The sequence below is a fragment of the Planctellipticum variicoloris genome (genome assembly GCF_030622045.1).
GTDB lineage: Bacteria > Planctomycetota > Planctomycetia > Planctomycetales > Planctomycetaceae > Planctellipticum > Planctellipticum variicoloris.
Map to the genome: position 1 here is coordinate 4845692 of NZ_CP130886.1, position 14739 is coordinate 4860430.

At 57.5% G+C, this 14739-nt stretch carries 10 protein-coding genes; 2 read left to right on the top strand and 8 right to left on the bottom strand.

The features are described 5' to 3' along the window. Positions 1-4: 4 nt before the first annotated feature. From SH412_RS18840 to SH412_RS18855, 4 genes are all read right to left on the bottom strand, one after another. Positions 5-571 carry a hypothetical protein gene (locus SH412_RS18840; RefSeq protein ID WP_336519558.1) on the bottom strand — a complete coding sequence of 189 codons (567 nt, stop codon included), beginning with the start codon at positions 569-571 and terminating at the stop codon, positions 5-7. Between the two features lie 83 nt (positions 572-654). Next, complete coding sequence (locus SH412_RS18845; protein WP_336519559.1) at positions 655-1125, bottom strand: hypothetical protein; 471 nt, start codon at positions 1123-1125, stop codon at positions 655-657. 57 nt (positions 1126-1182) lie between these two features. After that, positions 1183-1887: a DUF932 domain-containing protein gene (locus SH412_RS18850; RefSeq protein WP_336519560.1), complete on the bottom strand. Its 705-nt coding sequence runs from the start codon at positions 1885-1887 to the stop codon at positions 1183-1185. Next, entirely contained in the window at positions 1844-2161 is a 318-nt protein-coding gene (locus SH412_RS18855) for a DUF932 domain-containing protein (protein ID WP_336519561.1), read from the bottom strand. Before SH412_RS18855 ends, SH412_RS18850 begins: the two co-directional genes overlap by 44 nt. A 365-nt stretch (positions 2162-2526) precedes the next feature. Between SH412_RS18855 and SH412_RS18860 the strand changes: the two genes are divergently transcribed. Both SH412_RS18860 and SH412_RS18865 read left to right on the top strand, forming a co-directional pair. Continuing rightward, complete coding sequence (locus SH412_RS18860) at positions 2527-5067, top strand: helicase-related protein (protein ID WP_336519562.1); 2541 nt, start codon at positions 2527-2529, stop codon at positions 5065-5067. A 147-nt stretch (positions 5068-5214) separates the two neighbouring features. Then, entirely contained in the window at positions 5215-8937 is a 3723-nt protein-coding gene (locus SH412_RS18865; RefSeq protein ID WP_336519563.1) for an ATP-dependent DNA helicase, read from the top strand. A 129-nt stretch (positions 8938-9066) separates the two neighbouring features. Here SH412_RS18865 and SH412_RS18870 read toward each other — a convergent pair whose 3' ends face one another. The 4 genes from SH412_RS18870 to SH412_RS18885 all read right to left on the bottom strand — a co-directional run bounded on the left by SH412_RS18870 (position 9067) and on the right by SH412_RS18885 (position 14421). Continuing rightward, positions 9067-9930 (bottom strand): HK97-fold major capsid protein, encoded by an 864-nt coding sequence (locus SH412_RS18870; RefSeq protein ID WP_336519564.1) that lies wholly within the window; start codon positions 9928-9930, stop codon positions 9067-9069. Positions 9931-10680: 750 nt separating this feature from the next. Then, a complete protein-coding gene (locus SH412_RS18875; protein ID WP_336519565.1) occupies positions 10681-10866 on the bottom strand; it encodes a hypothetical protein in 186 nt (61 codons plus the stop codon). Positions 10867-12827: 1961 nt separating this feature from the next. Next, on the bottom strand, positions 12828-13661 hold the full coding sequence (locus SH412_RS18880; RefSeq protein WP_336519566.1) for a hypothetical protein: 834 nt from the start codon (positions 13659-13661) through the stop codon (positions 12828-12830). Beyond that, positions 13648-14421, bottom strand: a complete 774-nt coding sequence (locus SH412_RS18885) for a hypothetical protein (protein WP_336519567.1) — start codon at positions 14419-14421, stop codon at positions 13648-13650. Before SH412_RS18885 ends, SH412_RS18880 begins: the two co-directional genes overlap by 14 nt. Positions 14422-14739 lie beyond the last annotated feature (318 nt).

The window sequence follows — 14739 nt, forward strand, 5'->3', positions numbered from 1 at the left end:
TCCCTCAGCGGCTGATCCGATTGCGACCGTTGCCGTTGGTGACCGGAGCCCCGTTCTGGCTGAGCGCGTCAATGACGTCCCCGGCCTCTCGCTTGGTCAGGTCGTAGACGCCGATCTTCTTGCCCAGAAGCCCCTCGATCCGGCCCTCCAGTTGAGGCGGCGTCAGCCCCTGCCGCTTCCCGAGGTTGAGCAGGTACTGAACCTGCTTGTTCGTCGCCGCATCACCGTTGGCAGAGTGACCATTCCCGTTGGAGGGGCCGTGAACGTTCCCGTTCTGGGAATTCGACGGTGCAGCACTCGGTTGTTCCTTCGCGGCCTGCCCATTGGAATGGCCGTTGGAACCGTTTGAACGTCGCTCGTCCCGGCTCCCGATGGCGGATTCCCCTTCGTACCGTTCGATCTGCTGATTCAGAGCCTCTTCGGCCAGGTCGTAGAATTCCTTGACCTTCTCGACCATGGTCTCGGGATCGTCCAGTCCGACGCAGATTTCTCCTTCGAGATTCAGGCTGAATCCCGTGGAATTGAAGTCGCGGGACAGTTTCCGGCTGAGTCCGACGTTGACCTTCAGCATTCGTGTGCTCCGTGAAAAGAAGAACGCCTCCGTGACCAGTTACCCGGATCAGGGAGGCGTCGCTGTCGTGGCTGGGACTCGACTCAAGTTGAGCGTTGACGTCGAACCTGTTCGTCCATGATGTGACGCACCTGTGCAAGCGTCAGTGGGGAATAGCCTTCAGAAGCTGAGTCATCGTCGGTGTAGCACCCGTTTGGATCGTTCCAGCATAGCCATTCAATAATCTGCTCCCGCGTCCCTGATTTCAGCAGTTCTTGCTGGAACACGGGGCTGTGATGCTTCAGTGGCGGCTTTGAATGAACCAGTTCCGCGAGCATTGCAGTTGCTTCGTCGGCGCAGACCTCGTAAGGCAGCTCATCGCCGAGTGTTTTGAATAGCCTGTGAATCGAATCTTCAAGGATGCGACACTCGTCTGCGTTAAAGCATCGCAGCCCGTCAGGAGTTGAGTAGTCGTCTGGTGACGTATCGAGGTGAAATCCAAGCCCGAAATCGTGGACGAAGCGTTTCAACCACGCGATGGCCTGTCGCGATGTCGCTTCCTTCGGCAGATACAATGTCCATGACATTCACTTTGACGAAGAGAGTCTACTCGGCGATTGCGGAGCCATCAGCTACCCCGCCATCTGCAATGCCAGACTCCAGGCTCGCTCCTTGAGCCGGGCTCCCGAGCCGAACCAAGCTGACTCCAGCCGGTTGCTGGCACGCTCGGTCGAGGTCTTGCCGCGGGTGGACCGATAGTGGTCGACGTATTCTGTCACCGCATTGAGGGCCGTCCAGGTCGTGTGGCGGATGGCCGGCAGGTCGTGTCCAATCCCCTGCTCGAACAGCCGGAGTAACTCCTGTCGGACATTCTTTGTACGGGTGGATTCTCCGTGGGGCGAGTCAGGATAGACTTGGTGGAAGTATTCCTCCAGCTGCCTCAGGCTCGGATAGTGGCTGGCCAGACGGTTGATCTGGGCCTCGGCGTCGTCGTAGAAGCGGTTCGCCAGCCCCAGAACTTCCTGAGCCTGTCGGACCTTGGCGGCTAAATCGCCCTTGTGAATGATCGAGACTCCCTGACCTCTCCCGTTACTCGCCGCGATGGCCAGTGTATTGGCACAGACCACGCGGATCGGCGTGAAATGGACCCGCAGGGACGAACTTCCGTCGTGAGAGTTCGACAGGAGCAGATATTTCTCGGTGACGTCGTCCGAGTTCTTCACCCGAATGTCATCCGGCAACTTCGCCAGCATCCAGACCCGCTCTCCCATCCCGAGAGCCCCGGCGGTGTGGTTACCGCAGACTTCCGTCCGCCACGATGGCGTCGAGGAACCCAAAAGCCTGGTGATTTTGGACCGGGACGTAGCTGCTCCCGACGACTCCGAGGACGTCCCCGGAATCGGATCGGACGACCGCCTTCCGCTTTGGGACGGGCGTCCCATCATCCGTCTGGATCTTCCGTAGTTCAGCCAGGTAGTCGAGACCGGCAGCTTCGATGGCCTCGCGGGCCGTGGCCGGTTCCTCGAGCCGGGTTCCGAGTCCGTGCCAGGGAATCTCCCCCGCGTACATCATAGCCGTGCGGCCGTTGGTCGTTGCGAGTTCGTGCGCCATTGTAAGCCCTCGGTTGATCGTACAGTTTAACTCCGAACTCCCTACCCGCTAGAACTTGGCCATGCGCTGCCGCGATCGATTAAAGGTGAATTTCAATCTTTCAAGCTTTCTGGCCGCACGCCAGCTGTGATAGACTTTGGAGATGCGAATGTCTCCCCCTGAGGTCGCACCGTCCACCCGAAGAACGGACTCGACTTGGCCCGGTCGGTTTAGTGAAAGTGCAAACGGCTGCCTTACTTGGATTCCGAATCCTACTGCTCCTGAGTATTTTGACTCACCAGACACTAGACCGACGTGTGGCCCAGATTCGCCAGGCCTGAAAACTGTGAGCCCCGTCGCTCTGCACACTTCAGAGGTACTCAACGATGCCCGCTGCTGGAGTCTGGCTCCCGTTCGAAGAGGCTCGTACCATCGTTGTTTCGCAGGCATTCAAGAACTCAAAAGACTTTAATACTTGGAAGGGTCGCCCTGCGAACGTTCCGTCCAATCCAAGGATCTCATACGAAAAGGACTGGGGCGGATGGCCATATTTTCTGGGAACCGGCCCCTTCTCCGAGGACTCACGACCAAAAGTGCGGGTCGCATTTCTTCCGTTCGAAGAAGCCCGCGCATTGGCGCAGCAGCTGATGGTTCAGTTCGGAATCACATGCGCTGCGGAATGGAATGCCTGGGTAAAAACGGCTGACAAGCCGGCGGCACTTCCCGCTGATCCCTACAACGCCTACAAGGACAAAGGGTGGCGAGGATGGCCCGATTGGTTCAACAAGACCCCCGCGAGAGCGTCCGGGCACGAAGTCGTTCGCAGCTTTACGGAGGCTCGGGCGTTCGCTCGTACGCTTAATCTGAAGGAGTCTCGTGACTGGTACGAGTGGGGCAGAACTGCCGGCCGGCCAACTGACATCCCTTTCTCTCCAGATACGCGATATCGAGACGAAGGATGGATGGGATGGGCCGATTTTCTTGGAAACCAGACACGCTTGACCCACAACGGAATTGTCGCCTTTTTGCGTTCGCTAGGCGAATGCGTTGAGACCCTGACAGAGCTCGATCTCTACCTCATTCTCATGCACAACGGGATGCTTACTCGGGATTCGCGTTTGCTCGGTACCAAGCTGCTGCGCGGCCTGCTGCACGCTCGTACCGTCGAAGACGTTCGCGAAGCAGAGAAGGCACTTCTCACGGGACTACGAGCGGACGATGTTGCGGACCGTACACAGGAGATCGTACACGCCGTTACTCCTTGGGAGCTTGCCCCAAGCGACGAGCGTCGGCTCCGATCTCTCGACACCTTTGAAGCGTTGAAGACCGTGGATCGTGCCATCGAACATGGCGTCACCGATGACAGGGATGGCAACATAGCAATCGAGTTCATGCTTACTGCACGGCTTGACATGCTGTGGCAGGAAGCGATGAATTCCGGTGAGTCGACGGTTCTTGAACGGCTTTCTCAGCTCCCCGACGGAAAGTACGCCCAGCTCATTCGTCAACGCTTTGAACAGGAGTACAAGTCGGTTCTGTCGCTCCGCATCCCCGACGGCTACCGGATTATCAACGCGAAGGATGAGCCTGTAGCACTCAATATCATGCAGCGATTGACGGCGCACCGCCTGCTCCATCGCAAACGGCTCGGCAACTGGTCCGGTGTCGGAGCCGGTAAGACGAATGCGGCCACGTTTTCGGCGGCCATTATAGACGCACGATTGACTCTGATTCTTGCTGCGAATTCGACACTGACCGGATGGAAGAAGACGATCCGCCGAGCATTTGATGCAAAGTCGCTTTACATCCATGAAGGGCATCCATTGAAGTTTCGCTTTCGCAGAGGCCGCAGGAACTTCCTGGTCGTGAATTATGAGGCATTTCAGCGGGAGTGGACGGACGACTTGATCACGCTCTTGTGTCAGCGGTCAGTTCTTGACTTCGTCGTGTTCGATGAAGTGCAGTACGTTCGCCAACGCCACGCTGCGGAATCGCGGATGTCGGAACGGCGAAGACAGGTAAACCAGATGATTCGCTCCGCCGCAGCTCAGAATCCAAATCTGCGGATCTTGGCGATGTCAGCCACTCCCGTCGTCAATAATCTGACAGAGGCGGTGAAACTCCTTGAACTAGTCCGACCGGACGACGACTTCTCGCAAGTCCCCGTTGGGGCTACCATTCCGAATGCCGTCGGGGTGCACTTTTTGCTCAAGCGCCACGGCATCCGGTTCGTACCACGGTACGACCTGCAGTTGGAACAACACCTGGAAGAGATCGATGGCTGTGAGTTGTTTGAAGAACTCAATCACCTGAGGCCTCGGGACGTCCTGCAGATGGAGCAGACCCTGCTGAAGGCGAAGCTGCGGCATCTCGGCAACTGGGTCCGACGTGGCACCTTGGTCTACACTCACTTTGTGACGCAGATTGATCAGCAACTGACGGAAACGATTGAAGGCATGGGGCTGCGGGTGCAGCAGTTCACTGGCAAAGAGCGAGTTGCCGTCGAAGAGTTCGTGAAGGACTTCCGTGCCGGAACCGCCGATGTTCTAATCGGGTCCTCTCCGGTCGGTACGGGCGTTGATGGGTTGCAGTTCGTACTTGACCGGATCGTGTTCGTTTCTTTGCCGTGGTCGCATGCCGAGTACGAACAGATCATCGGTCGCCTTTGGCGGCAAGGATCTGCATTCGGGAAGACTGAGATCATCATCCCTCAAGTTACTCTGACGGATGGCCTGGGCAACCGGTGGTCGTGGGATGAGCAGCGGCTTCGTTGTCTTGAATACAAGGAAACGCTTGCAGATGCAGCGCTCGACGGAGTCATTCCCCGAGGGGGGCTTCCGTCGCCAGAAGAAATGCAGCGTCGCGCTCTCCACGCCTTGCACAAGTGGGGCGAGCAGTCGGGTCGCAGGGGTCCACAAGAGTCGTGAGCTGCTTCTCTTGCCAATCAACGCCTAAACAGAGAGTGTCTTATGACGCGTACTAGCCGCGTTCTTAGTTACCCACTGCAACACCTCTCACTTCGTGTGCCATGGCACGATGGTGGTTGGACGGGTTCAGTCTGTCATCGGCCAACGTTGAATACCTCCTGCCTGAAGCTGAAGGCGATTGCTCCCAACAGAGATGATCAGGCGGAAGAGCAATCGCGCGGGCGGTCGTTCGCAGAACTGCTGGCGTGCGGCCAGTCGCTTCCCCCATGCTTTGACGAACATGCAAGCTTCATGGCTGCATTCGACCTCGTTCGTCAAAAGTCTCATCCATACGCGAGAACAAATCCCAAAACACACGGCCACTTTCGTCCAACGACTCTTCGGTATCCATCCTATTCCGCGGCAGCCATTCCATTTCGTTGGCTGATGCAGAAGGAAGTCTTCGGTGCCGAGAACAATAATCGGCGCGGATTCAGAGCGGTGTATCCTCTCGCCGATGTCAGCGAAGAGTTCGAGCCTGAGCTTCCATTCTCGACGAATTGGATCCAGGACTACCGCAATCACACGGCGTTACTGAACTGTTTCTGGAACCACGTTCAGACCGAGGACTCGCTGGTCTTTTTCTACGCAAAGCAGATTCCCTTGGTCGAGGACGCTGGACGCCGGGTGCTCATCGGCGTCGGGCGCGTCAAGCATCTGGGGCCGCTCACGGAGTATGAGTATGAAGGATCAAAGGAGGGCGCTATTCGTAGTCTTCTTTGGGAACGGATGGTGACGCATTCCATTCGCCCTGACTTCGTCGACGGTTTCTTGTTGCCCTACCACGAGGCGCTCGAACAATCCGACAATGGCCGCCGATTCGATCCGGCGAAAGTCGTGGCTTTTGTTCCCGACGACCACATTTATGACTTCTCTTACGTGACTGAGCATGTCGGCAACGATGCAGCAATCGGTGCCTTGCAGTCCATCCGCGAGGCGTTGCACCACTGCGCAGATCACTTCGGCTACGCGGCGGCGGATCAAGAACGCTGGATTGATCGCGAACTGGGGCGGCTATGGCAGCGACGAGGTGCCTGGCCCGGTATCGGAGCCGTGTTGAGTGCCACCGGAGTGGCTCTTGGAAACTTCGTGGCGCAGTATCTGATTGATCGAGCGGGAGACAGCGCGAGCCCGTGGCCGGTTTGGGATCACACTCTTTCCAACCTCGGCGAAATGCCTTCGGAACTCTCGCAGGTCCTCGATTCGACGATCGCAGCGTCTTGGAAACGGATGAAGCCCACGCGGCGAGCATTCCTAGACTTGCTCAGCCGCTTAGCACTCAGTGGCGAACAAGCTGAGGTACTAGCAACTCCGGAAGGACGGCAGGCGCGCGGTATTACCATCTCCGACGAAGCGATCCTAGAGAACCCCTATCTGCTCTATGAAGCAACTCGTTTGATGGAGACTCCGGTTTCAATCAACGTCGTTGACCGTGGCGTGTTCCCCAGCGCCGCCGTTCGCCGCCGGAATCCTATTCCGGAACCGTCATTGGTAAAGTCGGCTGTTGATGCGCGCCGGCTGAGAGCGATGGTGATCCGACAACTCGAGTCCGCTGCAAATGACGGGCACACTCTGCAGCCGCGTGCCAGTGTTATTCAAGCTTTGCGGGATGGACAGTCAAATGATGATGACAGCCCAACACTCGTGACTGCCGATCTCCTGGAAGTAGCGGAACATGAGGTGTTTGACGGCGAGATCCGAGTCGTCACGATGGCCCACGATAGCACCGCGTACCAGTTGGAGCGGCTTGCGGCTGCTGGAGACAGACTTCGACGCACGATCGACAAACGTGTTGTTGCCGACCGTCATGCATTGGTCATGGATTGGCGGCAGTGTCTCAATCAGTTTCTGCCGTCCAACGAGGCGAGTTCGTCGACCGATCCACAGGAACTGGCAATCGAAGAGCAGGCTCGGCAGGAGAAAACAGCAGCCCTCAACGAACTCGCGGCCGCGCGCTTCAGCGCCCTGATCGGCAGAGCTGGGACTGGAAAGACGACGGTCCTGTCTGTCTTGTGCGCTCAGCCGCAGATCAACAACGCGGGAGTGTTGTTGCTGGCACCGACCGGCAAAGCCCGCGTGACCATGGAAGAGGTTGCTCGACGGGCAGGAAGCGCGAACACGCGCGCCATGACCGTGGCACAGTACTTGAGTGCCTCTTGTCGTTACGACTTTGCTTCACAGCGGTATCGAATGTTAGGACAGACCGGCGACGAGGTGGTCGGAACTGTCATCGTGGATGAATGCTCGATGTTAACGGAAGAGATGCTTGCAGCGATCTTCGAATCGCTGAAAAAGGCGGAGCGTCTGATTCTGGTCGGAGATTATCGGCAATTACCACCCATTGGGGCTGGCCGCCCCTTCGTCGACATCGTGGCCCGGCTGCACCCAGAAAAGGCGTTCGCTGCCGGTATGCCCCATGTCGCACCGAGCTTTGCGGAACTGATGATCCCTCGGCGCCAAGGTTCCGGCGACCGGGCGGATCTTGTACTGGCTTCGTGGTTTAGTGGAGGTGAAACAAGTGCGGGCGACGATCATGTCTTCGGGATCCTTTCCGGAACAATTCAAAGCGATACTCTGAAATTCAGGACATGGGAAACTCCGGCCGAGCTGCAAGGTTTAATCCCCGTCGTTCTCCGTGAGGCGTTGGCGTTCGATCCGGAACTTGAAGAGTGGCAGGCATTCTGCAAATCCTTAGGAGGAGTTCAAGACAAGAACGGTTCGTTCTGGTTCAACAACAAATGGCGAGACCGCGATGGTTCAGGCACCGCGGCTGAGAATTGGCAGATCCTCAGCCCCGTTCGACAAAGGCCTTGGGGTGTGGAGGCCTTGAATCGGTTCATTCACCAGCACTTTAAGTCACGGCAGATTGAACAGGCGAGAAACCCTGGACCGTACCGAAGTATCCCGTCGCCTAAAGGCGACGAACAGCTCGTCTACGGCGATAAGGTGATGAATGTTCGCAATCGACGGGTTCATAAGTCTCGGATCTATCCGCGGCCAGAGTCATCGGGTTACCTCGTCAATGGCGAAATTGGAATCGCCGTAGGTCACCGCCGAACGAAGGCTCGGAGCTCAACGCCGGAAAACCTGGAGATCGAGTTCTCGACTCAGCCGGGTCTGACGTTTGCGTTCTACAATAGCGACTTTTCCGATGATGGCGAGGCGAGCCTCGAGTTGGCCTACGCGCTCTCGGTTCATAAGGCTCAAGGGAGTGAGTTTGAGACGGTCATTCTCGTGCTACCCCGATCGTCGCTGATGGTCACTCGCGAATTGCTCTATACCGCTCTGACACGGCAAAAGAAGCAAGTGATTGTGCTTCTTCAAGGCACAGCAGTCGACCTGCATCGGTTTAGTTCTGATCAATACTCTGCGTCGGCCTGCCGCTTGACCAACCTATTCCGGCCGCCAAAGCCAATTCACGTTAAGAACGTGTTTCTGGAGGAGTTCCTCATCCATCATACGACGCGTGGAGAGCTTGTTCGGTCCAAGTCCGAAGTTATCGTCGCTAATCTGCTGAACGCTAATAAGATCGACTATGCCTATGAGCAACCGCTGGAGATTGACGGCAGCTTCACTGGAAAGTTCCCCGATTTTACGATCCATGATGATGATGCAGGCGTGACGTATTACTGGGAGCACTTGGGGATGCTCGGTGATGCCGGATACAAACGCCGTTGGGAAGAGAAGGAACAGTGGTACGCCGATCAGGGCATCTTGCGGTGGGACGCCACGGAAAGGTCGCCGCGACGACTGATTATTACCAGCGACGGGACACTTGGGGAAATCGACTCGGCGGAGATCGAGCGACTGATTCAGACGGTGTTTGGATAAAACCTGCGACTGTGATTCATTGGGCACCAATGGCCCTGACACATAACAAGAGCAGCTGAGAAGACTGTCCTGCCGTTGGCGGAGCCGTTGTGGACAGTCCTGCGGACAGTTCACAAGAGGGGGACGGAATCATCGGCCTGTAATCACGATTCGTTGAGACGCCAAGAAGTTGTAGCAAAGCGTCCCAACCTGCTCGAAGATGCTGAATCCGACTTTTCTCTCCTGAGGAACGTCTGCGGTGATTACCGTAAGTTCTGTTCTAACTGGAAATCGTCCGTAGTACTCGCGTTCTCCGCAGATATACACGGTGCCAGGAGCGATGACACGACTCCGGATGACTTGGCAACCGTAGATTTTGCCGACGTAGCCGGTGCGGAATAGAGATTGCATCGTCTCCTGGTCGATGACATCGCGATCAAACTTGCGGATGTCGGCGTAATCTCGCCCATTGATGAAGATCCGTGCTGCCCGCAAGCCGTGTTCCTCGATCGCGCCTATTGCGTCTGCGATGGCGTCGGCCGTCAGCGGCGCGGCGATGGCGATATCCTGATGGGGATTGTCGGTGTCGGCGGCGAGCGCATTCATGGTCGCAAATACGCGCACGTCCTCCTTTTCCTTCACGCCGGCCACGCCGAGTTCGATCGTGCGTTTGATGAGGTCGTAGCGTCTTTCGCGGATCTGCGTTAGCGGAATAAGTGGCCATGTGGCCAACTCGTAGAGCGGGGCAAAGACACGTTCGCTGTTGACCAGGACCTGGATGGAGTCACCGGCCTCTCCAACGGCATAAGCCGGAACAATCGGATCTTTGTCGTATACGGGGAGTGCACCGTCTTCGAGATCTTCGACCAAGAATGCCTTCCGGCCGACGGCCGAGTAGTCGCGAAAACGTCGGAGGGACGGCGTCATTTTAGACGCCATGGTTCGACGGCCTTCGCCCGATTCGATGTAGCGGGCAATGACGTTCTTGAATGTTTGGATGCGAGGCAGACTCATGATTGTGTTTCCTGTGCCGGATTAGCCTTGGGCATTGCTGGCAATTGCCTGCCCCGGACATTTGGGGGGGGGGCATGTTCTCGTCTGCTTCCAAGGTTCACCCAAAGCGCAGAAGTGATCCGCCGAAGGACTGATCCCACTGCAATCACCGCGTTTGCGGACTCGGCGCTGAGTTCGGCGGATTCGGTCTGTCAGCGCTTCTCAGGGCCATTCTGGACCGAAGTCAGCGAATCAGAATGCTTGCCGGCGTGGTGCCGTGCCTTGGTGGTGTCCGTTCTCGGCCACACGTGCGGTGGTGTGATTACGCCGTCAACGAACAGGACGCCGGTGAAACAGAGACCTCGGTCCAGGTATCGAGGGTATTTCTGGTTGAACCATTTCCCGTTGCTGATCCATTGGGCTGGACTTCGCCGAGACTTTCTTGGGAACGTTCGGCTGGCCTGTCGGCACCAGCCGGATTGCACACTTCGGACCAGCCGGAAGAACTCTGGGCAGGGGCTTGGGCAGGAAACCGTGGCTGCCGGGTTGAAGTACCGGCAACCTGTTGGATCTTGCTGCAGGGTTGCTGCGATGCGTTCCGCTACAGACTCGGCCAGGGTGTTCCAGTCGACGGGGTGGTGATCCACCCGGACCTTCGGTTTCAGGGGGATCGGTACCGCGTCCATGACCGTTGTTCGGCTCGTTGGCTTCGCCATTGAGAATTCTCCTGCTTTGAGTTTCTTCCTGCCGTCCCTTGACCGTGAGACGGGGTCAGCGCTGGCCGTGGTCGGCCTCGACCGTTCTGGGCTCAGGTGGGCCTGCTGGTGCCTGCGGCAGGCGGTTGGCCGGGTACGGGCGGGAGTCCGACAGGACTTTGGCGACGTACACGGCAAACCGGATTCCTGACAGGTAGGCCTGAGCCTTGGCGTGATTGAAGACGGATTCCGGTACTGCCACGTGTACGATCCGGAATCCTGAGGGAAGACCCCCGTGCGCGGATCGTGGCGGCGACAGGGCCTGGTGCTCCTGCACTCGGCTGTGAATGTCAGACATTGTTCAAAGTCCTTCGTGTGTGTTGAGGGATGTTCCGGTCGATTCGACCTGAAAGTGAGGTCTTTGCCTCCACAATAATTCCCTTCTTCAATTCCCCTGATTGACCTGCGTGTTCTTCCTGCCCTTGAGCTTTCCAGTACCTGATCTTGTGACTTTGCTTCGTTGAAGTGATTCAAGTCCTGTTTCTATTCCCGTTCATTCTTGTCCTGTGTTTGCTTCAACATGTTCTTATGCCTCAATCTCACGAGTCTGAGTTTCGGCAGCAGAGGGGTGGTGATCAACCATGTTGACCACGCTCGCCAGGGCGAGCACCGGAGCGGATTGCGATGGCGTCCTGCCAGCCCCTTCGGTTGATTTCCAGTCTTCTGCTTCTACCGGGGAATTGAATGATTCACTGGCCGACCGTGCCTCAATGAATAGCTTCTCGCCGCCGCATCGAGAATGATCGGTAGTCCGGAGCGAGAAGGCGGGCCGAGCAGCATCGAGTCTGCGATCTATCGTAAACGTTATACGTAGCGCTTATCATGACTCGGAACGCAGAGGCACTCACTTACGAAGTGTCCGATGCAAGGAATGCCGGCATGGATCGCCGAAGCAAAGCGATCAATGGTCTCATGGATTCACGTTGGCAATCGCCAACACGCTACCGAAGACTTCCATTGAATGTATACTCAAGCCATTGTCGCAGTGGCGCCCATTGGGTATCACGCAACCTGCTTGCCCACTCCTTTAATGGCGGAGGAACCGCAGTCTTTAGATCGGACGACAGAGGCACTTTCCCTGCCAGGTGCGCAGACCACTTCACAAGCTCGACGAAAACGTTTAGTCGCTCTTGAGGAAGAGGTTTCTTCCAGAGAGTACGCGCCTCGACGAGACTGCCCTCATATCCTGACGATGTCCACACCCGCCGCACACTCTCCAGGAAGTCCGAAGACACGGGTTCAACAACGACCTTCTCGATAAGGTCAAGCGAAAGAAACGAGGTTCCAAGTGAGACTTCCAGCCCGTTGCACGTCAACTGCCACCATTTCTTATCACGTAGCTCGAAGCAGGACTCCAGTTCCTCAGCAGACATCCGCTCAGTGGCCAGCTCAAACTCCTTGGTCGCTGCGTTCTTGCGAGTCACGGCAACGTCGCTGACTTGCCCCCAAGCACTCCTTTCGAAGACCAACGTGATAGGACCGTAAGCGTTAGGGATACAGACAGGCGACGCCCAGAAGAGTCCGCCGAAGTCCTCAAGATTACCGAATACACGCTCCCAGACACCGCGTTGCTTATCGGAAGCATCACTGTAAAATGCAGTGAAGTCTACGGTCGAGTTCGTAAGTTCACGGCGAGACAGTAGTGCTCGCCGACTACAGTACCCCGCGAAATCCCTGAGGTTGGTCGCGTGATGAAGCCTCGCGAACCTGTTGAGCAGGACTTTGCCGATTTGTTGAGCGGCCATCTTCACGATTCCGACAAATGAGTCGCGACATTTTGAATGTTAACGCCGGAATCATGGATTCTGCCAGAAGCGCAGACGTTTTGCACCTCGCAAGCGACGCGTTGTTTGGCGGTGCGACCGTACTTCCCCGCGGGTATTGCATACGCCACGGAGACGGCGGGGCGACCCAAGGCCGCGCCCGTCAGCCGTTCGCTGCCGAGCACCTCGATGCAGTTTTCGAACGGCGGATGTGCTTTCCACAACCTCGCTCAACTGCCGTAGCTGAAGGCCGCCGCCCGCGGCCTCACGTTTTCGGTCCGCTTCCGGTATGAGACTGCGGGCTTGGATTTCTCCAGGCGGTTCGCCCGCGCCACGATCGACCATTGATGTGATCCAGCTTCGAATTCGCCGCCCGCCCAGAAGTGACGAGCAAACGAAGTCACTCCTCAAGATCAAAAACGTGTTCCTCTACGCTCGCCAGAGTCAGAACCTTGTTGCGCCGCTTGTGGGCCTTGTTGAGCACCTGCAGAGCCATGCCCGGAATCTGGTGGCAGCGTTCCGCCAGGAGCGGCAGCGTCGTTTCTGGAACTTCGACGCGAATTCCCCATTCGTGGCAGCGTTTCGCCAGCCAGAGAACGAGCGTATCGAGATCCGGCAACTCCGTCGTGATCCGGAATGTAAAACGGTTCTGAAACATCTTGTCCAGCGGCTGGCCGCTGTCGCCGTCGCGTTTGACGTAGGCAGAGGATGCAATCCAGATCGCCGGAAAGTCCTCCAGCGGCTTCAGCAGCCGTTCGTCCATGAACCGGCGCGAAAGTCGATGGACCTCGTCCAGGTAAATAATCCGCAGATCCTCGTTACAGACCCGAATCTTGGCCAGCTTGGCTTCCAGGTCTGCTTCCGTGAGTCGCGTGCAGTCGACGGGATGGTAATGGTAGCGGACGGGCGTCGGCGCTTCGTGCTCGTCGAGGAAATCCACGATGTTTTCCCAGCCGTCGTTGCCGTAGAGGTGATGATTCAGCGTGCAGGACTTGCAGGTACCGCACGGGTTCATCGTGCTGAAGTCAAAGTTCAGGCATCCCAGGCACTTGATGCCAAAGGTGACCGCCGAAGTCTTGCCGGTACGGGACGGTCCTGTCGCCAGCAGATTGAATCCACTCCGGTGCCCGTCCTTGCGGACGCACCAGATCATGTCCCAGAAGTATTCCTTGAGGACGCGGTTTCCGACGATCTGATCCCAGCGTTCCGGGATCCAGCGTTCAATGTCCTTCATCGTTCGTCTCCTCGTTCGGGGTTCGCAGCAGGTCAAAAAGTGTTTTGCGGAAATCATCGTCACCACCGTCGGGACGGCGGAATCCCGTGGGGTGATGGGAGTTGTCGACCGACGGTGGCAGGGGCGGTCCCGCCGCATCGCCGCCACTCGGCTTTTCATTCGCCAAGCGGACGAAACGCGTACCGCCCGCTCGGCGACCGAGTTCGGCTGTGATGCTGGCTCGCTGCAGGAGCGGTTTCAGATCCTCAATCCGACGACTGAGCTGCGGAGCGGCCTTGGGCCAGAGTCGATCTTTCGTGTCGAGACCCGCCGAACGCGCCACCTGGTCGAGATCCGCTTTGAGCGCCGTACAGGATTTGTCGAAGACCGCGTGGTCGTGCATGAAAATCAGCAGGGCTTCCAGCAGCGGGTCGGCGTCCATCGCCTCGGTGAGTTCGACTTCGTGCCGGGAATCGTGCCAAGCTTTGCCTACGAGGACTCTGACGATCCGATCAATTTCTCGGTCGGCGAGTACAATCCCGGTTCGATTCCACACGAACTCCGCGATCCAGGCTTTGACCCGGTCGGACTGGAGCGGCCAGGTCTCACGAGTCGATCGTCCAGAGACATCAGGGAGCCTGATGGTTGGCTGACCGACGACGTTGATGAACAGTTCCGGTCGAGTCTCCAGAATCAGCGCCAGCGCCATCGCTGGCTGACTTACCACGCTGGCTCGCTCCGGATCGTTGCCGCGTTGATTGGATTCATTGAGGGCGGTCATTTGCGCCCTTCCTGCTGGTCCGATTCGGCGAGTCGTTGGGGTCGACTTTGCTGGCAGAACTTCGCGATTCCGCGGTCGATGGATCAGCCGCGTCCCCTTGCGGCACGTCGAGGTCTGATCTGACCCACGGCTGCACCATCAGCAGAATGGCGGCGCAAAGATGATCCGGCAGATGCGGCCACGCCTCGGCGAGCGCCAAGAACCCGCGAGCACTGTCAGCATCGCCATCCATTTGCGACGGGGTGCCCAAATCGGACACCTGCCGGCCAGGCCGATTTGCTAAACCGTTGCCATCAAAGAGGGTTGGAGAAACCGGAC

Bases quoted from the DNA above. Each gene is read 5' to 3' on its own strand.
- SH412_RS18840 (WP_336519558.1), bottom strand. From the start codon at position 571: ATGCTGAAGGTCAACGTCGGACTCAGCCGGAAACTGTCCCGCGACTTC.
- SH412_RS18855 (WP_336519561.1), bottom strand. From the start codon at position 2,161: ATGGCGCACGAACTCGCAACGACCAACGGCCGCACGGCTATGATGTAC.
- SH412_RS18860 (WP_336519562.1), top strand. From the start codon at position 2,527: ATGCCCGCTGCTGGAGTCTGGCTCCCGTTCGAAGAGGCTCGTACCATC.
- SH412_RS18870 (WP_336519564.1), bottom strand. From the start codon at position 9,930: ATGAGTCTGCCTCGCATCCAAACATTCAAGAACGTCATTGCCCGCTAC.
- SH412_RS18880 (WP_336519566.1), bottom strand. From the start codon at position 13,661: ATGAAGGACATTGAACGCTGGATCCCGGAACGCTGGGATCAGATCGTC.
- SH412_RS18885 (WP_336519567.1), bottom strand. From the start codon at position 14,421: ATGACCGCCCTCAATGAATCCAATCAACGCGGCAACGATCCGGAGCGA.